This window comes from Empedobacter sp. GD03861 (assembly GCF_029840885.1).
Taxonomy (GTDB): Bacteria; Bacteroidota; Bacteroidia; order Flavobacteriales; family Weeksellaceae; genus Empedobacter; species Empedobacter falsenii_B.
The window spans coordinates 30,699-55,280 of the sequence record NZ_JAOCDJ010000001.1 but is presented as its reverse complement, the minus strand read 5'-3'; the positions used below and the strand labels follow the sequence as shown (position 1 = coordinate 55,280).

General features: G+C 31.1%; 24 protein-coding genes and 5 tRNA genes. 22 read left to right on the top strand and 7 right to left on the bottom strand.

Translation table 11 applies throughout. The features are described 5' to 3' along the window. Window positions 1-182: 182 nt before the first annotated feature. The 3 genes from N5D03_RS00265 to N5D03_RS00255 are packed head-to-tail and all read right to left on the bottom strand — an operon-like array spanning window position 183 to window position 1,499. On the bottom strand, window positions 183-389 hold the full coding sequence (locus N5D03_RS00265; RefSeq protein ID WP_280050635.1) for a hypothetical protein: 207 nt from the start codon (window positions 387-389) through the stop codon (window positions 183-185). Then, window positions 379-942 (bottom strand): hypothetical protein, encoded by a 564-nt coding sequence (locus N5D03_RS00260; protein ID WP_280050634.1) that lies wholly within the window; start codon window positions 940-942, stop codon window positions 379-381. The genes N5D03_RS00265 and N5D03_RS00260 overlap by 11 nt, the downstream gene beginning before the upstream one ends. A 29-nt stretch (window positions 943-971) precedes the next feature. Beyond that, on the bottom strand, window positions 972-1,499 hold the full coding sequence (locus tag N5D03_RS00255; RefSeq protein ID WP_125349953.1) for a hypothetical protein: 528 nt from the start codon (window positions 1,497-1,499) through the stop codon (window positions 972-974). Window positions 1,500-1,987: 488 nt separating this feature from the next. On the opposite strand from N5D03_RS00255, the gene N5D03_RS00250 reads away from it, so the two are divergent. Together N5D03_RS00250 and trxA are read left to right on the top strand one after the other, a co-directional pair. After that, window positions 1,988-2,626, top strand: a complete 639-nt coding sequence (locus tag N5D03_RS00250; RefSeq protein WP_280050633.1) for a suppressor of fused domain protein — start codon at window positions 1,988-1,990, stop codon at window positions 2,624-2,626. 234 nt (window positions 2,627-2,860) lie between these two features. Next, window positions 2,861-3,217 (top strand): thioredoxin, encoded by a 357-nt coding sequence (gene trxA, locus N5D03_RS00245; RefSeq protein WP_280050632.1) that lies wholly within the window; start codon window positions 2,861-2,863, stop codon window positions 3,215-3,217. A gap of 72 nt (window positions 3,218-3,289) precedes the next feature. Here trxA and N5D03_RS00240 read toward each other — a convergent pair whose 3' ends face one another. Then, on the bottom strand, window positions 3,290-4,066 hold the full coding sequence (locus N5D03_RS00240) for an enoyl-CoA hydratase-related protein (RefSeq protein WP_125349950.1): 777 nt from the start codon (window positions 4,064-4,066) through the stop codon (window positions 3,290-3,292). 253 nt (window positions 4,067-4,319) lie between these two features. Here N5D03_RS00240 and N5D03_RS00235 point away from each other — a divergent pair, with 253 nt between their 5' ends. The 12 genes from N5D03_RS00235 to N5D03_RS00180 all read left to right on the top strand — a co-directional run bounded on the left by N5D03_RS00235 (window position 4,320) and on the right by N5D03_RS00180 (window position 11,440). Continuing rightward, window positions 4,320-5,714 carry a chorismate-binding protein gene (locus N5D03_RS00235; protein ID WP_125349949.1) on the top strand — a complete coding sequence of 465 codons (1,395 nt, stop codon included), beginning with the start codon at window positions 4,320-4,322 and terminating at the stop codon, window positions 5,712-5,714. Between the two features lie 3 nt (window positions 5,715-5,717). Continuing rightward, entirely contained in the window at window positions 5,718-6,281 is a 564-nt protein-coding gene (locus tag N5D03_RS00230) for an aminodeoxychorismate/anthranilate synthase component II (RefSeq protein WP_125349948.1), read from the top strand. Window positions 6,282-6,285: 4 nt separating this feature from the next. Next, the gene (gene trpD, locus N5D03_RS00225) at window positions 6,286-7,272 is read left to right on the top strand and encodes an anthranilate phosphoribosyltransferase (RefSeq protein WP_125349947.1); all 987 of its coding nucleotides are present in this window, start codon (window positions 6,286-6,288) and stop codon (window positions 7,270-7,272) included. Then, the gene (gene trpC / locus N5D03_RS00220; RefSeq protein WP_125349946.1) at window positions 7,269-8,054 is read left to right on the top strand and encodes an indole-3-glycerol phosphate synthase TrpC; all 786 of its coding nucleotides are present in this window, start codon (window positions 7,269-7,271) and stop codon (window positions 8,052-8,054) included. The genes trpD and trpC overlap by 4 nt, the downstream gene beginning before the upstream one ends. Next, complete coding sequence (locus N5D03_RS00215) at window positions 8,051-8,722, top strand: phosphoribosylanthranilate isomerase (protein ID WP_125349945.1); 672 nt, start codon at window positions 8,051-8,053, stop codon at window positions 8,720-8,722. The genes trpC and N5D03_RS00215 overlap by 4 nt, the downstream gene beginning before the upstream one ends. A 12-nt stretch (window positions 8,723-8,734) precedes the next feature. Beyond that, complete coding sequence (gene trpB / locus N5D03_RS00210) at window positions 8,735-9,919, top strand: tryptophan synthase subunit beta (RefSeq protein ID WP_125349944.1); 1,185 nt, start codon at window positions 8,735-8,737, stop codon at window positions 9,917-9,919. 60 nt (window positions 9,920-9,979) lie between these two features. After that, window positions 9,980-10,054: transfer RNA gene (locus N5D03_RS00205), tRNA-Pro, on the top strand. Window positions 10,055-10,105: 51 nt separating this feature from the next. Then, window positions 10,106-10,180, top strand: a tRNA-Pro gene (locus tag N5D03_RS00200). Between the two features lie 24 nt (window positions 10,181-10,204). Then, window positions 10,205-10,278: transfer RNA gene (locus N5D03_RS00195), tRNA-Arg, on the top strand. A gap of 19 nt (window positions 10,279-10,297) precedes the next feature. Further along, window positions 10,298-10,381 (top strand) — tRNA-Ser (locus N5D03_RS00190). Window positions 10,382-10,403: 22 nt separating this feature from the next. Further along, window positions 10,404-10,478, top strand: a tRNA-Pro gene (locus N5D03_RS00185). A gap of 47 nt (window positions 10,479-10,525) precedes the next feature. Next, window positions 10,526-11,440 (top strand): hypothetical protein, encoded by a 915-nt coding sequence (locus N5D03_RS00180; RefSeq protein WP_125349989.1) that lies wholly within the window; start codon window positions 10,526-10,528, stop codon window positions 11,438-11,440. Window positions 11,441-11,476: 36 nt separating this feature from the next. Here N5D03_RS00180 and N5D03_RS00175 read toward each other — a convergent pair whose 3' ends face one another. From N5D03_RS00175 to N5D03_RS00165, 3 genes are all read right to left on the bottom strand, one after another. Then, on the bottom strand, window positions 11,477-12,379 hold the full coding sequence (locus N5D03_RS00175; RefSeq protein WP_125349990.1) for a ketopantoate reductase family protein: 903 nt from the start codon (window positions 12,377-12,379) through the stop codon (window positions 11,477-11,479). An 89-nt stretch (window positions 12,380-12,468) separates the two neighbouring features. After that, complete coding sequence (locus N5D03_RS00170; RefSeq protein WP_280050631.1) at window positions 12,469-12,999, bottom strand: hypothetical protein; 531 nt, start codon at window positions 12,997-12,999, stop codon at window positions 12,469-12,471. Further along, a complete protein-coding gene (locus N5D03_RS00165; protein ID WP_221855474.1) occupies window positions 12,954-13,622 on the bottom strand; it encodes a hypothetical protein in 669 nt (222 codons plus the stop codon). Before N5D03_RS00165 ends, N5D03_RS00170 begins: the two co-directional genes overlap by 46 nt. A gap of 190 nt (window positions 13,623-13,812) precedes the next feature. Here N5D03_RS00165 and N5D03_RS00160 point away from each other — a divergent pair, with 190 nt between their 5' ends. The 8 genes from N5D03_RS00160 to N5D03_RS00125 all read left to right on the top strand — a co-directional run bounded on the left by N5D03_RS00160 (window position 13,813) and on the right by N5D03_RS00125 (window position 24,541). After that, window positions 13,813-15,240, top strand: coding sequence for an amino acid permease (locus tag N5D03_RS00160; protein WP_125350020.1), 1,428 nt, complete (start codon window positions 13,813-13,815; stop codon window positions 15,238-15,240). A 67-nt stretch (window positions 15,241-15,307) separates the two neighbouring features. Next, window positions 15,308-16,084 carry a hypothetical protein gene (locus N5D03_RS00155; RefSeq protein WP_038330802.1) on the top strand — a complete coding sequence of 259 codons (777 nt, stop codon included), beginning with the start codon at window positions 15,308-15,310 and terminating at the stop codon, window positions 16,082-16,084. A gap of 13 nt (window positions 16,085-16,097) precedes the next feature. Then, complete coding sequence (locus N5D03_RS00150) at window positions 16,098-16,802, top strand: SDR family oxidoreductase (RefSeq protein WP_038330800.1); 705 nt, start codon at window positions 16,098-16,100, stop codon at window positions 16,800-16,802. 124 nt (window positions 16,803-16,926) lie between these two features. Then, window positions 16,927-17,976 carry a glycosyltransferase family 9 protein gene (locus tag N5D03_RS00145; protein ID WP_280050630.1) on the top strand — a complete coding sequence of 350 codons (1,050 nt, stop codon included), beginning with the start codon at window positions 16,927-16,929 and terminating at the stop codon, window positions 17,974-17,976. Window positions 17,977-18,100: 124 nt separating this feature from the next. After that, window positions 18,101-18,814 (top strand): glycosyltransferase family 2 protein, encoded by a 714-nt coding sequence (locus N5D03_RS00140; protein WP_280050629.1) that lies wholly within the window; start codon window positions 18,101-18,103, stop codon window positions 18,812-18,814. Beyond that, a complete protein-coding gene (locus tag N5D03_RS00135; protein WP_280050628.1) occupies window positions 18,814-19,449 on the top strand; it encodes a lipid-A-disaccharide synthase N-terminal domain-containing protein in 636 nt (211 codons plus the stop codon). The genes N5D03_RS00140 and N5D03_RS00135 overlap by 1 nt, the downstream gene beginning before the upstream one ends. Continuing rightward, window positions 19,433-21,064 carry a glycosyltransferase family 39 protein gene (locus N5D03_RS00130; RefSeq protein WP_280050627.1) on the top strand — a complete coding sequence of 544 codons (1,632 nt, stop codon included), beginning with the start codon at window positions 19,433-19,435 and terminating at the stop codon, window positions 21,062-21,064. Before N5D03_RS00135 ends, N5D03_RS00130 begins: the two co-directional genes overlap by 17 nt. A 93-nt stretch (window positions 21,065-21,157) precedes the next feature. Further along, a complete protein-coding gene (locus tag N5D03_RS00125) occupies window positions 21,158-24,541 on the top strand; it encodes a hypothetical protein (protein ID WP_280050626.1) in 3,384 nt (1,127 codons plus the stop codon). Window positions 24,542-24,582: the final 41 nt, after the last annotated feature.

Below are 24,582 nucleotides of genomic sequence, written 5' to 3'. Positions count from 1 at the left end.
ACTTCTCGAATTAATTTGGATAAACTATTTTTGTATGATGAATGTAGAAGAATATAAAAAACAATATAACGCTAAACAGCAAAAACTGAATAGCGTTTTTATTATTTGTAAACAATAGTTAAAAGCATGCATTTTTACACCTATTTTTATATCGTTTTTTACGATGGATTTTTGACAAGAATTTAATAGTTTTCACCTTCCTGCATTTTTATTTTTTTCCCATTTCTAAAATTAAAAACTTCGCCTGTCTTTTTATCTAATACCAAAGGATATTTATTATTAAAAACATATCTTTCATTACTGTTATTTTTTATTAAATAATAAGTAAAACAAAACATTAAAGCAATTATTATTGCAGTTGCAGAATATATTATTTCTTTATTTTTCATCATCAAATTCAGTTATATTATTACAGATATCTCCATAAGAACTAAAATCACCATCCCAAATAGTAAGGTATTCTAATTCATCTACTTCTTTTCCATTTTTATCAAAAATTTTAGCAGTCATTTCTAAAGGAACTGGATATTTATAATTATTTTGATAACCATAATCATCAATATTATTCGAGTAGTAAAAGACTTGATTGTAAATAAAAAATTGATTGTTTTTTAAATTCTCAAAATGAGTAGAAATAACAATTAATTTATTATAATCATTTGTTCCTTTTACTTCTAACGATTGATTAATAAAATCCCAATCAGTGTTTAGATTAAACTGTTTTCTAAAACCATTTATATATATTTTTTTTGATTTTTCATCTCGGTTTTCAAAACCATCTTTTTTACTAATAAATTTTTCATTGATAGAATAATTATCACTATACCAATTATTAATATCATTTAATTGAATTAATTCAATTTCTATTTCATTATTATTGCTTGAATCTCCACAAGCTATTAAAATAAAAAAGCAAGTAACAATAAGTAAAATTTTCTTCATATTTATTTAGTTTTTAAAATACACAAATATTAATTTGTTTTAAATATTTTAGCTTTAACTACTTCTTCAGCGTTAAATAATATTTTGCATGATTCTAATAGTTTATCAACATAACTTTTTGACAATGGTTTATTTGAAAAAAACGTAATGTAATCTACATAATTTGTGTCATAAATTGGAACAGGAAATTTTTCTGATACTTCAATACTTTCAAATTTTACACTACCATTTTTAGCATTTATTCTCACATTAACATTATACAAATTATCATCAGTCATAAAAGTATCATAATAAATGGAATGATTATATAAATCATCAAGAAAAACAGTATACTTGCGTTCTATAATATTTTTATTATCAATATGATATGTTTCTTTATAAATCAATTTATCCAAAGATTTATCAATATTTATTTCTACCTTATCAAAACCTTTTTCTAAAAGAAAGTATTCATTATACAATATATCTTCAATTAAGTTTATAGCTTTCTCTTTTGATGTTTGACAAAACACTTGAGAACTTAATATTAATGTAATAAATAGTAAAATCTTATTCATAATTAGCGTTTTATAATATTTTTTTTAAAAAGTTCGTTTTATAATATAGAAGATCCGGTACACATCATTTAGATTAATCGTAAAATCTTCGATTTAGGATTTCTCGAATGCAAGGTCAAATTTCCATTATCTGAATTATAATCTACAATATCTTTATGATAGATATTATTTTTTGTCATCAAGAATCCTCATTTATATTATCACCTTCTATAATGAGTTTTTTTCTTTTCTTGAATATTACGAAATATTACAAAAGTAACCAAAACGTAACTCAGTAAAAATAGGAAAAATTACCTATTCAATAATAGTTTATGATCAAAAAATATTTTTCTAAAATCGTAAAAGATCAAAGAAGAGTATAAAGAAGTTATAAGTATTTGGTAGAACATTTTGTGCTCTTCAAAACGACTACAAAGAGAGTTTCTAACAAGAAACTCTCTTTTTTTATGTCTTAACTTCTCGAATTAATTTGGATAAACTATTTTTGTATGATGAATGTAGAAGAATATAAAAAACAATATAAATCAGATCAAGCTGTTGGTGCGATTGCAATCGAAAATCGTTTAAAAGAAGTCTATGGAACTTTAGAACCAAGATTTTATTCGCCACAAGTAATGTCGTTTCAAGGTGGAGATGATCCAATTGATGGAGTTGCGGTTTTTGATGTCAATGGTTATTATCATTTGGTGAGTTACGGAATGTCACATTTATACTATTCTGAGGAAAGTGTAGGAGCGGATTTTAGTAAGTGGGGATTTGAGTTTTCTTTCCGTGTGAAACCTGTTAAAGATGATAATGGTGAAGATCCTTTTTGGGTGGTTCAATTAATGAATAATTTGGGACGATTCGTGAACGAAACAAAAGTTTGGTTTGATGAATACCAATTTTTACCATTAGGAGGTCCAATTCGTACAGATTCGGAAACGGACATTGTTGGTTTGGCTTTTATCAAGGATGATGATTTAGATGAAATTGATACGCCGCATGGAAAAGTTACATTTATACAAATGATTGGTTTGAATTCGGAACAATTGAAAAGGTTGGAAGATAATTCAACCAAAGAAGAAATAATGTCAGTGATAGCTGAAATAAAGTCAGTTAATCCAAAATTTGTGTGTGAATTATAGTAGAATTTCTAAAATAAAACATATTTACGTTAACCTATTTCTTAAATTATGTTAAATGTAAAAAACAGATTGTCAGTATTTTAAACTTGGTATTTGTTTTGATTATATCTAAATGTTAGTAGCACTAACAGTAGAATAAATTTTTCATAGGTTAGGTTAATAATTAGTAAAGCTAATTATGAAGCACTTCTTCGGAAGTGCTTTTTTTAGTATATTTAAGAAGAAAAAATAAAGATGTTTAAAAATTTATTCAACCGAAATAAAAATCAATCAAATAACCAAGAAGAATCAAAAACGATGACTTTCGAAGAAATTATTAATTCAGATAAACCAGTTTTGTTAGATTTTTTTGCAACTTGGTGTGGTCCTTGTCAAATGATGGGGCCAGTATTGCAACAAGTGAAAGAAGAATTGGGAGATGATGTCAAAATCCTAAAAGTGGATGTTGATAAATATCAAGATTTAGCTGCACGATATCAAGTGCAAGGAGTTCCGACTTTTGCCATTTTCAAAAATGGTGAATTATTATGGAAACAAAGTGGAGCACGACCAAAAGAACAATTGGTGGTAGAAATCAAAAAATATATTTAAAAATAGGTTTGCTTTGCAACCAAAGTCGATTAAAAAATCCGCTCATTGAGCGGATTTTTTTGCTTATGTAAATTACTTAAAATTAGGTTTTCTTTTCTCAACAAAAGCAGTTGTTCCTTCTTTGAAATCTTCTTCGTCAAATAAATTTCCGAAACTTTCAATTTCAACTTCAAAACCATTGTCTTTATCTGACGCATTAATTGCTCGAATCGCGTGACGAATCGCTACAGAAGAATTTTTTGAAATTTTAGTCGCAATTTCTTTTGCTCGATCAATTAATTCAGCTTGCTCAACAACTTCATTCACTAAACCAATTTCATACGCGCGTTCAGCTGTAAACATATCTGCTGTCATAATTGCCTGCATTGCACGACCTTTTCCAATTAATTTTGGCAAACGTTGCGTTCCTCCATAACCCGGAATCAAACCTAATGTAACCTCTGGTAATCCTAATTTTGCATTGGTTGATGCTATACGAAAATGAGACGCCATCGCTAATTCTAAACCACCTCCTAAAGCAAAACCATTCACTGCGGCGATTACAGGTTTTTTAGAATTTTCAATTTTATCAAAAACATTTTCTTGTCCTTTTGCAGCTAATTGTTCACCTTGACGACCATCAAAACTTGCAAATTCTTTGATATCAGCACCAGCAACGAAAGATTTTTCACCAGAACCTGTTAAAATAATTACTCGAATAGCGGGATCAGAATCTGCGTCTGTAAAAAAGTTTGAAATATCATCTAATAAATCTTTGTTCAATGCATTTAATGCTTGTGGACGATTTAAGGTAACTAATGCAATTTTATTTTCTACTTCAACAATCAGATTGTTATAATTATATTCCATTTTGTTTGTGTTTTTATTATTCACTCAAAAATATCAATTGTTCACTCAACTAAAAAATTTATCAAAAAATAATTTGTACAATTCAAAATCCTTTCTAAATTTGTCCCAATGAAAACATTATTTACAAATAACTGGTGGTGGAATATCGAACAACAAAACGTTGGTTCGTGAGACCTCTATGCAGTTATATGTAGAAAAGGCTTGTCGTAACCGACAAGCCTTTTTTTGTGCTCTAAACCTAAATATTTAACAAATGAATTTAACTTTTAACATACAGAAAGAAACTGTTTTAGCCGATTTAACAACTCCTGTTCAGCTTTATTTGAAATTGCGAGATATTTATCCGAATGCCTTATTATTAGAGAGTTCTGACTATCATTCTAAGACAGATGCTAACTCTTTTATTTGTCTAAATCCGATCGCAACTTTTAAGGTTACAAACGGAATTGTGAATGAAACGTATGCGAATGGAGAAACAAAAGAATATGCGTTGAATGGTCAAGAATTGACAGAGAAATTCAAAAAATTTACAAGTCAGTTTATGATTCAAAATGGAGAAGATTTACTTGTAAATGGTTTATTTGGATACATTGCGTGGGATGCGATTCCACATTTTGAAACAGTAAAATTTTCAGCAAAAGGAAACGAAGCAACGATTCCAGAATTTTCGTATTCGTTCTATCAAAATATTGTGGTGTTCAATCATTTTCACAATGAAATTCAATTCATCGAATTTCAAAATGATGAAATAGATTCTAAATTTTCTGAAATTAAAAGTGTTGTTCATAACAAATCAATTGTTGAATATCCATTTAATGTAGAAAGTGAAATTCAATCGAATTTAACAGATGATGAATTCAAAGAAATGGTGACAAAATGTAAACAATCTTGTTTCCGTGGAGATGTTTTCCAAATTGTTCCTTCTCGTCAATTCAAACAAAAATTTTCGGGTGACGAATTTAATGTTTACCGCATTTTACGCTCTGTAAATCCTTCGCCCTATTTGTTTTATTTCGATTACGGAAATTATAAAATCTTCGGATCTTCACCAGAAGCGCAAATTATCATTAATAATAATCATGCAGAAATTCATCCTATTGCAGGAACAGTTCGCAGAACTGGAAGTCCAACTTTGGACAAAGAATTGACCGAAAAATTAATTGCTGACCCAAAAGAAAATGAAGAGCATGTGATGTTGGTCGATTTGGCTCGCAATGATTTAAGTCGAAATTCTGCTGATGTAAAAGTCGCACAATACAAAGAAATTCAGTATTTCTCGCATGTGATTCACATGGTTTCAAAAGTAACTGCTCAATTGGATCCAAGCGTAAATACGATGAAAGTTTTTGCAGACTCTTTTCCGGCTGGAACACTTTCTGGCGCACCAAAATTCAAAGCAATGGAATTATTAGACGGTTACGAAAATCAAAATCGTGGCGTTTATGGTGGCGGAATTGGATATTTAGGATTCAACGGTGACATCAACATGGCGATTGCGATTCGTACGTTCGTCAGCAAACAAAATACCTTATATTTTCAGGCTGGTGCTGGAGTTGTTTCCAAATCGGTCGAAGAAAATGAATTACAAGAAGTCAATCATAAATTAGGAGCGCTTCGTCGCTCAATAGAAATCGCTCAAAACCTATAAACTATGAAAATTTTAGTTATCGATAATTACGATTCGTTCACCTATAATTTAGTGCATTCATTAAAGAAATTCGCCGATGATATTACCGTTGTTCGCAATGATGGAATTACTTTGGAAGATGTGAATAATTATGATAAAATATTACTTTCTCCAGGTCCAGGAGTTCCTGATGAAGCCAATTTATTGAAACCAATCATCGAGAAATATGCTTCAACAAAATCTATTTTTGGCGTTTGTTTAGGACAACAAGCAATTGGAGAAGTTTTTGGAGGGAAATTATTAAATACACAAGAAGTTTTTCACGGAGTTGAATCTAAAATTGAAGTAATAAAAGACGAAGTGTTATTCCAAAATTTACCAAAAAAATTAGAAGTTGGACGTTACCATTCTTGGGTAGTTTCAAATGAAGATTTTCCTGAAGAATTAGAAATTACAGCAGTTGGTCCAAAAGGAGAAGTGATGGCTTTACGTCACAAAACGTATGATGTTCGCGGTGTTCAGTTTCATCCAGAATCTATTTTAACACCACTTGGAGATGAGATGATTAAGAATTGGTTAGAAGCTTAAAACGATGAAAAAATTATTAAATTTATTATTCGAAAATTATACTTTGAGCGAAAATGAAGCCTATCAAATTATGGTGGAAATTTCGGAAGAAAAATATTCGGCTGTCGAATTAGCTTCATTTATGACCATTTTTAATATGCGTAACATTACGTTGGAAGAATTAAAAGGATATCGTCGAGCGTTGTTAGATTTATGCATCAAAGTTAATTTACCAAAGCAAGCGATTGATGTTGTAGGAACGGGCGGTGACGGAAAAGACACTTTTAATATTTCGACATTGAGTTGTTTTGTCTTGGCTGGAGCTGGAGAGAAAATTATTAAACAAGGAAATTACGGAACGTCGTCTGTAAGCGGTTCTTCGAATATGTTGGATAATTTTGGTTACGAATTTTCTGTTAATCAAGATAAATTAAAACGTGAGTTCGAAGAAGTTGGAATTACATTTTTACATGCGCCACTCTTTCATCCGGCTTTAGCGAAAGTTGCTCCGATTAGAAAAGGTTTGGCGATAAAAACATTTTTCAATTTAATGGGGCCTTTGGTGAATCCTGTTCAACCAGAATTTCAAAATTTAGGAACATATGATGTCAAAACTGCTCGATTATATCATTATGTGATGCAAAATTCGGGCGTGAAATATTCGATTTCGACTGCGTTGGCTGGTTATGATGAAGTTTCGTTGACATCGCCTACAAAAGTGTTCAATAATTCGGGGGAATTTGTTTTAGAAAGTAAAGATTTTGGTTTAAATATTCTTCAACCTGATGAGATAAAAGGAGGAAAATCAATCGAAGAAAATTCAAAAATATTTTTGAGCGTTTTAGAAGGAAATTCAACTAAAGCACAAAAAGAAGTTGTTTTAGCAAATGCTGCTTTAGCGCTTAAAACAATTTATCCAACCAAAGATTTAATCGAATGTGTAGCAATTGCGAACGAAAGTTTAGACAGTAAAAAAGCATTGAATGTATTCCAAAAATTAATGAAACCATGAAAACGATATTAGACGAAATTGTCGCGCAAAAACGTATTGAAATTTTAGAAAAACAGAAAACTCAATCAATAGAAAGTTTTAGAAATTCAGAAAATTTTTTGCTTCCTGTTAAATCTACAAAAGCTTCAATTTTAGATAAATTAAAATCTGGAATTATTGCAGAATTTAAGCGAAAATCACCATCGAAAGGTTTTATTAACAAAGACGCAAATGTAAAAGAAGTTGTTTCCGGTTACGAAAAGTTTGGTGCTTCTGTCGTTTCTGTTTTAACAGATGAGCAATTTTTTGGCGGAAGTTTTGATGATTTAAAACAAGCAAAAGAAGTGTTGAATATTCCTGTTTTGCGTAAAGATTTTATTGTTGATGAATTTCAAGTGTACGAAACAAAAGCGATTGGTGCAGATTTGATGTTATTAATTGCAGAATGTTTAACAAAAGACGAAGTCTATAATTTAGCTAAAACTGCTAAGGGAATTGGATTAGAAGTTTTATTGGAATTACATTCAGAAGATCAATTAGAAAAGGTAAATGAATTCATTGATTTGATTGGAATTAACAATCGTAATTTGAAAAATTTCGAAGTTGATATTGAAAAATCAAAACAAATCTTGAAACAATTACCAACCGATTTAATTAAAGTTGCGGAAAGTGGAATTTCTGATCCTAAAACAGTAAAAGAATTAAGACAAGCTGGATTTCAGGCATTTTTAATTGGTGAAAATTTTATGAAAGCAGATAATCCATCTCAAGCATTTGAGCAATTTGTAAAAGAATCAAAATGAAACGTTTTCAAGTAAAGGTTTGCGGAAATAATAACATCGAAAATTTTAAAGAAATTGCAGCAATCGAACCCGATTATGTAGGCTTTATTTTCTATCCAAAATCAAAAAGATTTGTAGAAGACGAATCTATTTTTGAAGTTTTTCCGAATGCAGAAAAAGTTGGCGTTTTCGTGAATGAATCAGTCGAGAAAATTCTCGAAAAAGTTGAAGAATATAAATTAGATGTTGTCCAATTACATGGTGATGAAACAGCTGACTTTTGTGAAGAATTAATCAATCAAAAACATCAACGATTATTAACTGATGAAAACTTTTTAGACTTTAAAATTTGGAAAGCCGTTGGCATAAAATCGATTGAAGATTTTCAACAATTAACCACTTATCAACAAGTTATTGATAGTTTTGTTTTCGATACAAAATCAAATAATTACGGAGGAACTGGAAAGAAATTTGATTGGCAATTGTTAACAAATTATCAGTTATCAATACCCTTTTTATTAAGTGGCGGAATAACACTTGAAGATGCATTTATCTTGAAAAATTTTCAGCATCCGAAATGTATTGGATTTGATATCAATAGTGGTTTTGAGTCAGCACCAGGAATAAAAAAAACTGACGAAGTAAAACAGTTTATCGATACAATTGATGGACGAATTGAACAAAATTAAAAAAGAAACAAAATGAAATACGAAGTTGACGAAAGAGGTTTTTATGGTGAATTTGGAGGAGCATTTATCCCAGAGTTATTACATCATAATTGTGAAGAATTATCTGAAGCTTTAGCACAATATATCGATACAGACGAATTCAAAAATGAATTTAATTTGTTATTAAAAGATTACGTTGGTCGACCAAGTCCATTGTATTTTGCACCAAATCTTTCAAAAAGATATAACACCAATATTTTATTAAAGCGTGAAGATTTGAATCATACAGGTGCACATAAAATCAATAATGCGATTGGTCAAGCTCTTTTAGCAAAACGAATGGGTAAAACCAAAATTATTGCCGAAACTGGTGCTGGACAACATGGTGTTGCAACTGCTACTGTTTGTGCGTTGATGGGATTAGAATGTATCGTTTTTATGGGAGAAATTGACATTGCTCGTCAAGCACCAAATGTTGCACGAATGAAAATGTTAGGTGCAGAAGTTATTCCAGCAACCTCAGGAAGTAAAACCTTGAAAGATGCAACAAATGAAGCGATTCGTTATTGGATCAATAATCCTGAAACTTTTTACATCATTGGTTCTGTAGTTGGTCCTCATCCTTATCCAGCAATGGTAACGAAATTCCAAGCGATTATTTCAGAAGAAATTAAAGCACAAATGAAAGAGAAATATGGGAAAGAAAATCCTGATTACGTGATTGCTTGTGTTGGTGGCGGAAGTAATGCTGCGGGAGCTTTTTATCATTTTTTAAATGATGATTCTGTCAAATTAATCGCGGTTGAAGCGGCAGGTTTGGGCGTAGAATCTGGAGAAACTGCTGCTACAACTATCAAAGGAACAGAAGGAATTATTCACGGAAGTCGAACATTATTGATGCAAGATAAAGATGGACAAATTGTTGAACCTTATTCAATTTCGGCTGGATTAGATTATCCTGGCGTTGGTCCTTTACATGCGCATTTGTTCAAAACTGGACGTGCTGAATTCTTAAATGCAACAGATGATGAAGCCTTGGAAGCTGCTTTTATGTTGACAAAAGAGGAAGGAATCATTCCTGCATTAGAATCTTCTCACGCTTTAGCTGCTTTAGAAAAAATTAATTTTAAACCGCAAGACATTGTGATTCTGAATCTTTCAGGAAGAGGAGATAAAGATTTAGAAACATATATGAAAGTTTCCGAAAAATATTCTTAAAAATATTTGGTTAATTTTCAAAAATCACCTTACATTTGCACCCACGATAATGAAATCTATCGGGGTGTAGCGTAGCCCGGTCATCGCGCCTGCTTTGGGAGCAGGAGGTCGCAGGTTCGAATCCTGCCACCCCGACAAAATTTTCATCCGAAAATAGAAAGATTTATGGTAAAAGAATGACCGAATCGGGGTGTAGCGTAGCCCGGTCATCGCGCCTGCTTTGGGAGCAGGAGGTCGCAGGTTCGAATCCTGCCACCCCGACAAAATTCAATGAATTTTTGGATCGGTCCAGTAGCTCAGCTGGATAGAGCAACTGCCTTCTAAGCAGTAGGTCTCAGGTTCGAATCCTGACTGGATCACACGTTTTATTAAAAACCAGGAGAGGTGCCAGAGCGGTAATGGAGCAGATTGCTAATCTGTCATCGGGAAACCGATGCCAGGGTTCGAGTCCCTGTCTCTCCGCATTTTTTTTGAATGACCGAATCGGGGTGTAGCGTAGCCCGGTCATCGCGCCTGCTTTGGGAGCAGGAGGTCGCAGGTTCGAATCCTGCCACCCCGACAAAAACCTTTGTATATTTGCAAAGGTTTTTTTTATACATTTATTTCATGAAATCTATCTTAGGTAATAAAGAATCTTTTGTCTCATACTCTGTCGCTTTTCTATTTATTTTAATCATGATTGGAACAGCAATGATTTATGATGATAAAGAAATTATTTTACCAGAAGTTGCTGCATTATCTGTCGGAATTTTAACGTTTCGAGAAAATAAATGGCTACAACGACCATTTCATATTTTTTTACTTCCATCCATAACTGCTATTTTAGGATTTGGGATTAATTTTTTACCGATTATATTATCATTCAAATTAGCATTGGTATTGGTTGCAATGTTAATTGTCTTGAAAATTTTTAAAAGTCAACTTGCGCCAGCATTAGCTACGGGATTATTACCAATTGTTACAAATACAGAATCTTTTGTATTTCTATATGCGATATTTCTATTTGTCTTTTTACTTTTTCTATCAATAAAAATATTCAAACTAAAACCAACTGAAAATGCGGTTCCAATGATTTATACAAGCCATAACAGATGGTTAATCGGATTATGTGTAGTTTGGTTTACAGCTTGTTATTTTAGCGGTTTTGCACATTTCTCTGCTATTCCACCTATTATCGTAATTTCTTTTGAATCTTTAAATAATCCAACATTAAAATTAACCGTACGTCTAAAACGTATTCTTGTAATGTTCATGGCTACAATGGCTGGTTGTTTAACAATGCATTATCTTGATAATTGGTTAATCATTGGCTTGATCGATTTGATTATCGTAATGTTTATTTTGAAATTAACAGATTTACGCTTACCTCCTGCTTTTGCAATGGTTATTTTACCAATGATTTTACCTTCTGACTCGATAAAATATTTACCTGTTGCAACATTAATCATGAGTATATTTTTTATGCTATCGATTTATATTATTCAGAAAGTTGCTTATCCAAAAGCGATTGATTTCAAATAAAAAAGTCATCCAAAATTGAATGACTTTATGACTATTTTAATATGTTTCTTCGATTGATTTTACCATATTATAAATGAACTCGTTGTAAGGTGTCGGAATATTATATTGTTTTCCTAAACTGATAATTTCGCCTGCAAATTCATCCACTTCCGAATATCGTTTTGCTTCGCGATCTTGTAACATCGAAGTTTTACCAAATTCATCCACAATTTTCATCGTAGATTTCATTCGATCCACTTCTTCTTGACCAATTGCAACTCCATGTGCATTCCCAACTGCAAGAACTTCATTAGAAATCATATCCATTAAAACCTCGAGATGTTGATTGGTACGAAATTGTCCATATGGAAACTCCAACAAAAACGTCAATTGATTTCCGACAACATTTACCAAATATTTCGCCCACTGCGCTTTCTGAATATCATCCGATAATTGATTTGGAATTTCAGCAACATTCATCAATTCATGTAAATCGACTAATTTATCATGATTAATTGAATCCATTTTCCCAAAAATAATTTTTCCTATACTCGAAAACGTCACGCGATTATCAACTTTTACAGCATCCATATATGCAACTGCATTCACCACACGATCCCATCCAAAATGATCTGCCAAAACACGTTCAGAAGAAATTCCGTTCATCAAACTTACAATCATTGTGTTTTCACCAACAAAAGGCTTCATATCTTCTATCGCTTGCTGTAAATGTGAACTTTTAACGACTAAAAATATATAATCTGGATAATTATTCTCCTCGATTTTTGTGACATAATTAAAATCATACGCTTTATCATTCACAAAAATTTGCGATTTTTCGTATCGATTTTTTCGCTCCTCATCTACAATTACACTTACAATTTCTGGATTATATTCATAAAAACTCGCTGCATATTTTGCTCCTAAAGCTCCCAATCCAAGAAAATAAATTGATTTCATTTTTTTGTTATTTAGAAGATAAATTTAAAATAAAATCTACAACATTTACGAATTAAAGTCTTTGAAAAAATTTAATATTTCGGTTATAATTAGTTTTGATAAACTTTTGACAATTCTTTTGGATTGAGATACAAATAATAAATCAAATTACGCAAATCATCAAGGTTTGAGCTAGAATCTACAGCTATTTCATTCTCTTTTTGAAAATTCTTTTTCAATACATCATACAATTGATTTATTTTCTTCCAATTATCTTTTGCAGCAATTTTTTCAACAGATTTATTATTCGCAGATTTCGCTAATTGTGAGGGCATTTTCTGAATCGCTTCAAATAAAACATATAGATTGTTGACATGATTGATATAATTGTATGTTTCATTTACGGCAAAATAATTCAGAAGAGTTTTCTCTTCATCCGAAATTTTCAAGCTTGAAATTAACATCATTTCCTCACCTAACCATTCATAAGCCGACAATCCAATTTGAGAAGCATTTGACGTCACAACCATTCTTGGAATTGGTTCTGCATTTGCAATTTTATTTAAAGTAAATCCTGTTTTTTGATTCAGAATATTCAATCGATTATTTGCAGGAGCAAGACATTCAAAGCATAATCGCAATTGTATCCTAACGCAATAATCTCTTCAAATTCAGAAAAAATATCGGCAGAAGTATCGTTGTTAAAACTCTCAAAATTTTGCAAACAATTATCTTGATATTTTTCTATAAAATCATTCATAGAAGAATAATCTTTTTTATCATCATCCCAAATAAGATTAAAATTATAAGCAAAAATATTCACAAATTGCATCGTTTTACTTTGAGGATTTTCATCAACAAATTTTTGATATACTTCTACTTTAGGAGATTCTATATCGTAATCATCCATCAACGCAATTAAAAATCGTTCATTGATTGGAGTTTTAGTTCCAAATTTCTTTCCAACTGACTTTTTAAATTTCTCTTTATAATCAACAAAATATGATTTTTGATTATCATTCACCACAAAATAAACTTCGAGTTCAGAAAGAAGCCCAACTTTTTTGCCTAATTCTATATTATTATCCAACATATATTTTTCGAAAGTAGAATAATCAATTCCTTTTTCTTTCGTTTTTTCTAAGATCGTTTCATCAGGATAAACTCTCGAACCAAAAGGTAAAGAATATAAAAAAGGTCCATCTGCAAAAAGCTGAACAGAGGTAAATAATGTCAGTAAAAAAGTGAAAAATAATTTTTTCATAAGATTGATTTTTATAAAATTAGGAATTTAGTTGAATACTTTCTTTTATTTTATACGATTTAACATGAATAAAATTTATTATTAAAGCATTTTCTTTATATTAATTCAAACAAGACAATTCTTCAAATTGTTCTTTTAGAAAATAGTTTTTACATATATTTAACAAATTAATACATCACACGTGAGTCAAATAAATAATACTGAAGAAAAAGAATTACAAAGAGGCCTTACTAACCGACATATTCAATTGATTGCTTTAGGTGGCGCGATTGGAACTGGTTTGTTTTTAGGAATTGGACCTGCTGCTGTTTTAGCTGGACCATCTGTTATTTTGGGATATGCAATTGCAGGAATTATAGCCTTTTTTATTATGCGCCAATTAGGAGAAATGGTTGTTAACGAGCCTGTTTCAGGAAGCTTTAGTCATTTTGCATATAAATATTGGGGATCTTTTGCTGGATTTGCTTCTGGTTGGAATTATTGGATTCTTTATGTTTTGGTGAGTATGTCCGAGTTGACTGCAATCGGAATTTATGTACAATTTTGGTGGCCAGAAATCCCATTATGGGCGTCAAGTTTGTTTTTTTTTATTGTAATTAATGCATTGAATTTAGGCTCTGTAAAAATGTTTGGTGAAGCTGAATTTTGGTTTTCTATCATCAAAGTAATTGCCATTATTGCTATGATAATCTTCGGAGCTTACTTATTAATAAGCGGAACTGGAGGTGAACAAGCAACAATACAAAATCTTTGGAACAACGGAGGTTTTTTTCCAAAAGGTTGGTTATCTGGTAATAGCGAAGGCGGTTTTAGTGGATTATTCGCCGCAATGGCTCTTATTATGTTTTCTTTTGGAGGTTTAGAATTGATTGGCATCACAGCTGCTGAAGCTAAAAATCCAGAAAAAACAATTCCAAAAGCAACCAATCAAGTAATTTATAGAATTTTAATCTTCTATGTTGGAGCATTAATTATCTTATTTTCGTTAGCTCCTTGGGAAACGATTACGGATAAAAGTAGTCCTTTTGTAATGGTTTTTGAGAATTTGAATCATTTGAAACTAAATATTTTTGGTAACACAATTGATTTTTCAAGATTAATTGCCAATGCACTAAACATTATTGTTTTGACGGCTGCTTTATCAGTTTACAATAGCTCTGTTTACAGTAATAGTAGAATGTTATATGGTTTGGCAGAACAAGGAAATGCGCCTAAATTCTTAAAAAAATTAAACAAAAATCACGTCCCTGTTATGGCGATTTTAGTTTCATCTTTTTTCGCAGCAATTTGTATTTTAATTAATAAAATAATTCCAGAAGATGCATTTCATGTATTGATGTCTTTAGTGGTTTCTTCGTTGGTAATTAACTGGATTATGATTTCGATAACACATCTTAAATACCGAAAACAAAAGAATTTAGAGAATACAAAAACATTATTTCCATCTTTCTTGTATCCTATCAGTAATTATATTTGTCTAATTTTCTTATTTGGAATTTTAGTGATTATGTGGTTTACAGGACTTAAAATTTCAGTAGAATTAATTCCAGTTTGGTTGATCTTCCTTTACATCGCTTATCGAATTGTAAAAGAAAATAAAAAGACTAAGAATTCTTGATAAATTTTAATTTAAAATAGTTCATATAAAAGCTTCAAGATTACTTGAAGCTTTTTAATTTTACATCATGAAAAAAATAGTTGTTGGATTCATTTTGATGATGAGTTCTGTTGTGTTTTCACAAGAAATTTATCAAGTTATAGCACAAGAAGGATTGACTGTTAGAACAAGTCCTAATGGAAAACGAATAGGTAAAATTCCGTATGGTTATCCTGTTAAAATTTCAGAAAAAGGTGAAGCGTTTGCTATCAAAGATAATGGGAAAGCAAAAAGTGGAAATTGGGTAAAATTAGATGTTAGTGCCTCGAAATTAATTTTGGATGAAGGAGTCAACGATTCTTCTGCTCAAGGCGATTTGTATGCGTTTAGTGGTTATTTAATTACACAACAAAATTTTGTCAATCAATTCGAAACCGAAATTTCTACACATCCAGCTTTTAGTGAATTTTATTTGGCTACAGCTTATAAATGTTTCGCAATAAAAGGCGATTTTTTTGGAGATGGCGTGGTTGATTATTTGTATAGAATGATTGATACAAAAGGAAATATCCGTTTATTTATTGTGAATAACATGAAAACTGGAAGTCAAATTTATGGTTTGGGAGGAGCAAAAGATCCGTTCAAAATTACAAATTATGATTTCGGAACGTTGATGATGATTCCGAAAGGAACGCCACTTTATTCGAATTATAAAGATGGAGTGAAACGAAATTTAAATGGAGTTTCTAAAAATGAAATCGTAACTTTAGATTATGATGCGATTTATGTGCATCAAGATAATGCGAAAGAAGGCGGATTTATTTACCGAAAAGATGGTAAATGGAATTGGCTGAACCAAAAATAAAACTAAAATAATTATGCAAAATATAGAAGGTAAAGTAGCTTATATAACGGGGGGAACAAAAGGAATTGGATTAGGAATTGCAAAATCATTGGTAGAAAATGGTTTGAAAGTGGCAATTTCTGGACGAAACATTGATGATGTTGAAAAAGCTCGTCATTATTTAGGAAATCAAAATGTATTGGCTATTCAGTCGGATGTGAGACATTTCGAAGATGAACAAAATGCAATTGAGCAAATTATTTCTGCGTTTGGACGTTTGGATATTGTGATTGCAAATGCTGGTTTAGGAAAATTTGCGCCAGTTGATGAACTTTCTTTAGAAGATTGGAATGCGATGATTGATACAAATTTGACGGGAGTTTTTCATACGATAAAAGCTTCAGTTGAAGCATTAAAAGTTTCGAAAGGATATTATATTTCGATTGCTTCTTTGGCGGGAACAAATTTCTTTGCGAATGGAGCTGGTTACAATGCTTCGAAATTTGGCGTTGTTGGTTTTACGCAGGCTGCGATGTTAGATTTGAGAAATTATGATATCAAATGTACAACGATTATGCCTGGTTCTGTGACTTCAAATTTTAATGATCATGTGCCAAATTCTGAGGATGGATGGAAAATTCAGCCCGAAGATTTAGGACAAATGGTCGTTGATTTATTGAAAATGAATCCAAATGTTTTGCCAAGTAAAATAGAAGTTCGTCCTACGAAAACAAAATAATTTAAAGATCTCGATAAGAGATCTTTTTTTATGAAGAAAATATTTCGTAATTACCAATAGTTTACATAGTTTCGTGGAAAAATAAGAAATACAATAAAGGTATTTTTTTAATGAATCCTTTTTAATGAGTTTTAAAAAATCAGTCAATCATTTTCGTCGTACAATTATGCGTCGATTAACAGGAGGAATAGGTGATGGTAATTTACCAAAAGTAGACAAAGAAAAACCTCTTGAACTTAATAGAGTGCTGATAAACAGACCCAATCAGCGTCTGGGGAATATTCTATTGATTACACCTTTGATTCAGGAAATTATCCGATATAATCCTGATGTTAAAATTGACTTATTTGTAAAAGGAAAGGTCGCTCCGATTATTTTTGAGAACTATCCTCAAGTTGATCAAATTATTGAATTACCTAAAAAACCTTTCAAAGAATTGATTCAATACGCTAAAGTTTGGCTAAAAATCAAGAAAAAGGATTACGATTTAGTGATTAATGTTGATAAAAATTCATCTTCAGGACGACTTTCAACTTCTTTTGCGAATTCTAAGTATAAAATTTTTGGGAATGAATTTGAAATGAATTCGAATCAAGAAATTCATATTCATCAAGCACAATATCCAGTTCATCAATTCAGAAAATATTTAGAATTATTTAAAAATCAAGAAGAAACTCTAAATATTCCAACTCTAAATATTCAGTTAACAGAGCAAGAGTCTACAAAAGGAATAGAAATGTTAAATGAATTGATTCAAGATCCTTCAAAGAGAACGTTGGCGTTTTTTACGTATGCAACAGGTGTAAAATGTTATGATGAGGAATGGTGGATAGAATTTTATAATTTATTTTATCCAAAATATTCGCAAGAATATAATCTAATTGAAATTTTACCTGTCGAAAATATTTCGATGCTAAATCATAGATTGCCTACTTATTACAGTAAAGATGTGAGAGAAATTGCAGCCGTGATGAAAAGTTGTGAATTTGTGATTGCAGCCGATTCTGGTATGATGCATTTGAGTTGTGCAGCGCCTACAAAAACAATTGGTTTGTTTAAAGATCAAAGCTTCTTAGAGCGTTATAAACCTTATGGAAACGGGAATGCTGTAGTCTTGATTAATAATGAAGATAAGGGTATTCTTATTCAAGAAATGGATAAATTATTGGTTTAAAAAAGCTGTTTTTTATCATTAAATAAAGTTTGTATTGGTTTGATATGAAATAAATTAGCTTCAACAAAAATATTTTAATTTCGTTTGATTATTTCATAGCTTTGTCCTCTGAAATAATTTAAAAATGTCAACAGAGTTTACAATTATCATCCCAATTTATAATGAGGAAGATAACTTGATAAGATTGGAAGAAACAATGAATCAATATCTGTCAAAGTCAATAAAACAGACTGAAATTTTATTGATTAATGATGGTTCTAAAGACAAAAGTTTGGCTCTTATCAAAGAGATTTGTAATAGAAATCAAGCTTTTCATTATATTTCTTTTGACAAAAACTATGGTTTATCTGCTGCTATAAAAGCTGGTTTTGATACAGTGGAATCAAAATGGGTTGGTTATATCGATGCTGATTTACAGACTGATCCAGAAGATTTCAATAAATTATTAGCGTTAGCAGATCAATATGATTTGGTGACTGGAGTTCGTGCAGATCGCAAAGATTCTTTCGTGAAAAACATGTCATCTAAAATTGCCAATTCTATTCGTAGAGCATTTACCAATGATGGAATGGATGATACGGGTTGTCCATTAAAAGTTATAGATGCTGAAAAAGCGAAAAAAATTCCGATGTTCAAAGGATTGCACCGTTTTTTACCAGCTATGATTTTATTACAAAATGGAACGGTTACTCAAGTTCCTGTCAAGCATTTTCCTCGTATTGCAGGCGAATCAAAATTCAATTTATGGAACCGTTTATTAGGACCGTTAATGGATTGTTTTGCATTTGTTTGGATGAAGAAAAAATACATCAATTATAAAATTCAAGAAAGAGCGTAATGCCAAATTGGGTTATCATCAGTATTGGTTTTCTTGCACAAGTACTTTTTTCGAGTCGTCTTATTTTACAATGGATTGTTTCCGAAAAGAATAAGAAAGTTCTTACACCAAAATTATTTTGGGAAGTTAGCTTGTTTGCCTCTGTTTTGCTATTTTTATATGGTTATTTACGTCATGATTTTTCGATTATGTTGGGACAAACATTGACGTATTATATCTATATAAGAAATATTCAACTTCAAAATCATTGGAAAGAATTTCCGAAAATAGTACGCATTTTCTTGTATATTTTTCCTGCATTAATTGTTTTATATGGTTTCAATAACGGAATTTTTGATGTAGATTTATTATTCAAAAACGAAAAAATTCCGATGTGGCTTTTATCTTTAGGAGTCGTATCTCAGGTACTTTTCACATTTCGTTTCGTCTATCAATGGATTTATTCCGAACGAAAACACGAATCGCAATTACCAATGGGATTTTGGGCCATTAGTTTAACAGGATCATTGTTGATTTTAACTTACGCGATTATTCGAAAAGATCCCGTCTTATTTGTTGGTCATTTTATGGGATTTATCGTTTATGCTCGAAATATATTAATCAAACGAAAAGAAAAAAATGGTTCAGTGGATTAAGCAAAATTCAGTTTTATTTTTAATCATCGTAACAATTTTGATGTTGTTTGTCAATCTTGGCGTTTTACAAACGAACATTATGGAAGCTCGAAACATTATTTCGGCGCGAGAAATGGTACACGATGGAAACTGGATTTTTACTACGCTTAACGGCTTGCCTCGCTATGAAAAGCCACCTTTACCAACTTGGATTACCGCTGCTTTTGGAAGTGTTTTTGGTTTCGAAAACTTTTTTTGGTTACGCATTCCAGTTGTTCTAATTACCATTTTATTGGTCGTTTGGTTCTATAAAACATTAACGCATTTCGATTTAACAAAACAACAAGTTGTTAATTCTTCATTGGTTTTAATTACTTCATTTTACGTGTTTTTCTCTGGAAGAGACAACAATTGGGACATGTACACGCATAGTTTTGTGATGGGAGCGATATTGTTTTTAGTGAAAGAATTTCAATCATCAAAATTTAATTTTTTCAACTTTATTGCTGCATTTTTCTTGTTAGGATGTTCGATAATGAGCAAAGGTCCAGTTTCGTTGTATGCGTTATTTTTACCGTTTTTAATTGCTTATTTTATTGTTTATAGATACAAATTAGGAAGAAATTTAGGAATCACAATTTTAACGATAATATTAGGTTGCGTTGTAGGATTTGCATGGATGATGTATGTCAAATACTTTGATGCAGAACATTTTTTAGCAGCTTCTCAAAAAGAAGTAAACAATTGGCACAGTTACAACACTCGCCCAATTTATTATTATTGGAGTTTCTTTACGCAATCGGGTTTATGGACAATTCCAGCTTTGGTTAGCTTGATTTATCCTTATCTAAAAAATAAAGTTGCAAACAAAAAAGCTTATCAATTTGCTTGGTTATGGACAATTTTATCGGTGGTTTTATTATCTGTAATTCCAGAAAAAAAATCAAGATATTTATTACCAGTTTTAATTCCATTAGCGATGAATATTGGCTTTTACATCGAATATTTACGATTAGAATTCAAAAATTTATCAAATAAAACCGAACGATATTTTACCAATTTTACGTTTGGTTTATACGGAATAATAGGAATTGCGATTTCAGTTGGTGTTTTTATTTATACAAAAGATCGTTTGTCAGAATTTTTAATTTGGTCGATTCCTTTTGCTGTTGTTGGATTAATTTTAGGAATCTCAATTTTTAAAGGATTGAAGATAAAATCATTTGAACAGATATTTTACTCAACTATTTTATTGATGTGCTCGGTTGTAGCATTTGGATTTCCACTTTCTAAATTAACTTTTTCCGAAGAATTGTATTCTTCTGCTAAAAATCTGAAAAAATTAGAACAACAAAATCAAATCAAAACATACGAATGGCAAAGTTTTGTTCCTGAAATAGTGTTGGATTATGGGACTTCAATTCCTGCAATTAACGATGGAAAGAAAACTATCTTTCCGAAAGAAGAGAAATTTGGAATGTTAGCAAGTCCGTCAGATTCTACTTTTTTTGCGGATCATTTCAATAATTATTCAATCAAAAAAATTGGTGTGGTCGATTTGAATCATTCTTCAAAAAATCAAAAAAATTATAACGATCGTATCCAAAGAAACTATTATTTGATTCAAAAAAAGTGATTAAATTTCGAGTAAAATTTTTAGCTTAAATTTTCGTTATTCTAATAAAATCTTTTGCAGTTTCGGATTCTATTTTTTCTATGTTTTTGGTTAGTGAACAGTTTTGTTTTTGCTCAACATTTTGGGTGGAAAAATCCTAATTTTAGACAAGATTCTGTTCAACTTTCTGATACGATAAAGCTTCAAAATAAAGGAATTTTATCCGAAAAATTTCAAATTTTAGATTCAACAGGAAATCCAATTTCAAAAGAATTTTATACGATAAATTTTGAACGAAACGAGGTTTATTTCAATTCTTCAATCGCCAAACAAATGGTGAAAATTCAGTATTTTGTTAATCCAAAATTAGCCGAATCTGTTTTTTATGCCAAAAATCCGAATATCATTGTTAATGATGCAAAACCAGTTGATATTTTTCATCAAATAGAACCGAATTCAAAACAAGCGAACAAAGATGTTTTTGATGGTTTGAATAGTAAAGGTTCGATGGTTCGTGGTATTCGTTTTGGGAATAATCAAAGTGCGTCTGTGCAATCTTCGTTGGATTTGGAATTGTCAGGAAAATTATCGGATGATATTACAGTAAATGCGGCGATTGCGGATAATAATGTGCCAATAGAATCGGATGGATACACGCAAAATCTGCAAGAATTTGATAAAGTTTACATCGAATTAGCCAGTAAAAATTCGAAAATTAGAGCTGGACATATTGATATTAATACCAATCAAGAACGAGATTTTTTCAATCCATTTAATCAAAAAGTAACAGGTTTACAATTGTCAACTCAGTTAAAAAGCGAAAAATCGTCGACCAATATTTTTGCTTCTGGAAGCATTACACGAGGTGAATTTATGCGTGTTAATTTTGTTGGACAAGACGGAAATCAAGGTCCTTACAGGCTTTCTGGAAAGAATAATGAATTGTATGTGATTATTATTTCGGGAAGTGAAAAAGTATATATTGATGGTGTTTTGTTGGAGCGTGGCGAGCAAAATGATTATGTAATTAATTACAATACAGGAGAAATTTCTTTCACTTCAAACCGATTGATTACCGCAAATACGCGTATTAATGTGGAGTATTTGTACAATTCTCGAAATTATTCACAAGTTTTACTTTATGGTGGAGCTGAATACGAATCGGAACGATTGAAATTGTCAGGTTTTTTCTTTTCTCAAGGAGATTCGAAGAATAATTCACTTGGAAATGATTTGACAGATGCTGAAAAGCAAATTTTGGCAAATGCAGGGAATGATCCAGATAAAATGTACACCATTTCTGCAGAGAAAACGACGTATGATTCGAATAAAATCTTGTATCGAAAAGTAAATCAAAATGGATTAGATATTTTTGAATATTCGACGGATCCAAACGATGAATTGTATCAAGTGGCTTTCACGTATGTTGGCGCTAATCAAGGAAATTATCGACAAATAAATGCGAATCAAAATGGGAAAGTCTTTCAATATAACGAAGCAATTGCTGGAGTTTTACAAGGTGATTATGAACCAATAAAGCAATTAATTTCGCCTAAAAAGTTGCAGATTTATACGTTGAATGGACAATATCAATTGAGAAATAATGGAAATGTTGGTTTTAATTTAGGTTTGAGTAATTATGATCAAAATTTATTTTCATCGATTGATGATCAAAACAATTCTGGTTTAGCAACTCGTGTTTATGGTGAAAAAACATTTTCTTTCAAAAATTGGAAAATTACACCTTATGCGGAATGGAATTTTATTAATAAAAATTATAAAAGTGCAGAGCGTTTACGAGCTGTTGAATTTGCACGAGATTTTAATTTGGAACAAGAATTAAGTGGCGTAAATCAGAATTTTATCACAGCAAAAATCAATTCATCTTGGAAAGAAAAATTTAATGCACAATATAAATTCGATTATCTTGAAAATACTGGTTTGTACAAAGGTTTGAGAAATCAACTTGATGCAAATTATAAAACTGAAAAAGACGAAATCGTTGCGCAAGCAAATATTTTATCAACAAAAGCAACGCTTCAAAATACCAATTTTGCGCGTTATATGGTAGATGGAAAACGAAAAATTGGAAATAAATTTTGGGTTGGAGCGAGAGTTTGGGGCGAGAATAATGACATGGATGATTTGACAAAAAATCAAAAATCAGATTTAAGTTTTAAATGGAATGAATTTCAGTTGAAAGGAGGTTTTGCAGATTCGCTTGGTCATAAAATCGATTTGACGGTTTATCAACGTCAAGACGATTCGGTTCGTTTAGGGACTTGGCAAAATATTCAACAAAGTAAAGGAGCTATTTTTAATTCAACATTAATACAAAAACAAAATCATCAATTAAATTTAAATTTCCATTATCGACGAGTTAATTATCAATTTTTAGATGCGCCGAACGAAGATTTTATGACAGGAAGCGTAAAATGGTACAAAGCTTTTTTCAATCAAGGTTTACAATTAAATGTAGATTATGAAGTGGGAAGCGGTGTGGAACCGCAGCGTGAATTTCAGTATGTAAAAGTTTCGGATGGAATGGGAATTTACAAATGGACGGATTATAACGGCGATGGAATTGAGCAAATTGACGAGTTTGAAGTGGCAGAATTTATCGACCAAGCAAATTATATTCGCGTGTATACGAATACAATCGAGTATTTGAAAACGAATAAAAATCAATTCAATTTTACGTTGCGTTTTCGTCCAAAACAAGTTTTTAATACCGAAAATGAATTCTGGAATCGTTGGATGTTTCAACAAAATATCTCGGCAAGTAACTCGTTGCGCAAAGAAGGAACGACGTTAGAATGGAATCCTTTTACGAATTCGGCTCAAATTTTAGGTAAAACAAGAAGTATTCGTTCGTCGATTTTCTTTAATCAAGGAACACAATATAAATGGTCGTCAAATTTTATTTACAATCAACAACAATCCCAAACGTATGTTTACACAGGTTCTGAATACCGTGATTCAGACAGTTATTTGTTGCAAGCGCGTTATAAGATTTTGCAAGATCTAATCGCAAGTTTCGATACTGAATATATGGTGATTAACAGCGATTCTGAATTATTTTTGAGTAGACGATATAAGTTAAATAATCTTCGTTTATCACCAAAAATTACGTATCAAACAGAAAAAAATCTTGTTGCGTCGTTGTTTTATAATTATCAAAATAAGAAGAATGTTTCGGGTGAAGAGCAATTAAATCAGTCGGATTTGGGAACAGAAATTCAATGGAACGGTTCGGATAAAATGAGTTTGTTGGGAAGTTTTAGTTTTATCAACAATAAATTTATCGGAAACCAAGAATCTGTTGTTGGAAATCAAATGATGGAAGGTTTGCGCGCTGGAAATAATTTTGTTTGGCAGTTGCAAATCCAACGGCAAATCACAAGTTTTTTGCAATTGAATATTTCGTATGATGGACGAAAAACCGAAGAAAATAAGCCAATACATACGGGAAGTGTGCAAGTGCAAGCGAGGTTTTAAATAAAAAAAGACGATTTTATAAAATCGTCTTTTTTTATTAT

Coding starts and splice junctions, on each gene's coding strand:
- N5D03_RS00265 (WP_280050635.1), bottom strand. CDS start 389: ATGAAAAATAAAGAAATAATATATTCTGCAACTGCAATAATAATTGCT.
- N5D03_RS00260 (WP_280050634.1), bottom strand. CDS start 942: ATGAAGAAAATTTTACTTATTGTTACTTGCTTTTTTATTTTAATAGCT.
- N5D03_RS00255 (WP_125349953.1), bottom strand. CDS start 1,499: ATGAATAAGATTTTACTATTTATTACATTAATATTAAGTTCTCAAGTG.
- N5D03_RS00250 (WP_280050633.1), top strand. CDS start 1,988: ATGATGAATGTAGAAGAATATAAAAAACAATATAAATCAGATCAAGCT.
- trxA (WP_280050632.1), top strand. CDS start 2,861: ATGTTTAAAAATTTATTCAACCGAAATAAAAATCAATCAAATAACCAA.
- N5D03_RS00240 (WP_125349950.1), bottom strand. CDS start 4,066: ATGGAATATAATTATAACAATCTGATTGTTGAAGTAGAAAATAAAATT.
- N5D03_RS00235 (WP_125349949.1), top strand. CDS start 4,320: ATGAATTTAACTTTTAACATACAGAAAGAAACTGTTTTAGCCGATTTA.
- N5D03_RS00230 (WP_125349948.1), top strand. CDS start 5,718: ATGAAAATTTTAGTTATCGATAATTACGATTCGTTCACCTATAATTTA.
- trpD (WP_125349947.1), top strand. CDS start 6,286: ATGAAAAAATTATTAAATTTATTATTCGAAAATTATACTTTGAGCGAA.
- trpC (WP_125349946.1), top strand. CDS start 7,269: ATGAAAACGATATTAGACGAAATTGTCGCGCAAAAACGTATTGAAATT.
- N5D03_RS00215 (WP_125349945.1), top strand. CDS start 8,051: ATGAAACGTTTTCAAGTAAAGGTTTGCGGAAATAATAACATCGAAAAT.
- trpB (WP_125349944.1), top strand. CDS start 8,735: ATGAAATACGAAGTTGACGAAAGAGGTTTTTATGGTGAATTTGGAGGA.
- N5D03_RS00180 (WP_125349989.1), top strand. CDS start 10,526: ATGAAATCTATCTTAGGTAATAAAGAATCTTTTGTCTCATACTCTGTC.
- N5D03_RS00175 (WP_125349990.1), bottom strand. CDS start 12,379: ATGAAATCAATTTATTTTCTTGGATTGGGAGCTTTAGGAGCAAAATAT.
- N5D03_RS00165 (WP_221855474.1), bottom strand. CDS start 13,622: ATGAAAAAATTATTTTTCACTTTTTTACTGACATTATTTACCTCTGTT.
- N5D03_RS00155 (WP_038330802.1), top strand. CDS start 15,308: ATGAAAAAAATAGTTGTTGGATTCATTTTGATGATGAGTTCTGTTGTG.
- N5D03_RS00150 (WP_038330800.1), top strand. CDS start 16,098: ATGCAAAATATAGAAGGTAAAGTAGCTTATATAACGGGGGGAACAAAA.
- N5D03_RS00145 (WP_280050630.1), top strand. CDS start 16,927: ATGAGTTTTAAAAAATCAGTCAATCATTTTCGTCGTACAATTATGCGT.
- N5D03_RS00140 (WP_280050629.1), top strand. CDS start 18,101: ATGTCAACAGAGTTTACAATTATCATCCCAATTTATAATGAGGAAGAT.
- N5D03_RS00135 (WP_280050628.1), top strand. CDS start 18,814: ATGCCAAATTGGGTTATCATCAGTATTGGTTTTCTTGCACAAGTACTT.
- N5D03_RS00130 (WP_280050627.1), top strand. CDS start 19,433: ATGGTTCAGTGGATTAAGCAAAATTCAGTTTTATTTTTAATCATCGTA.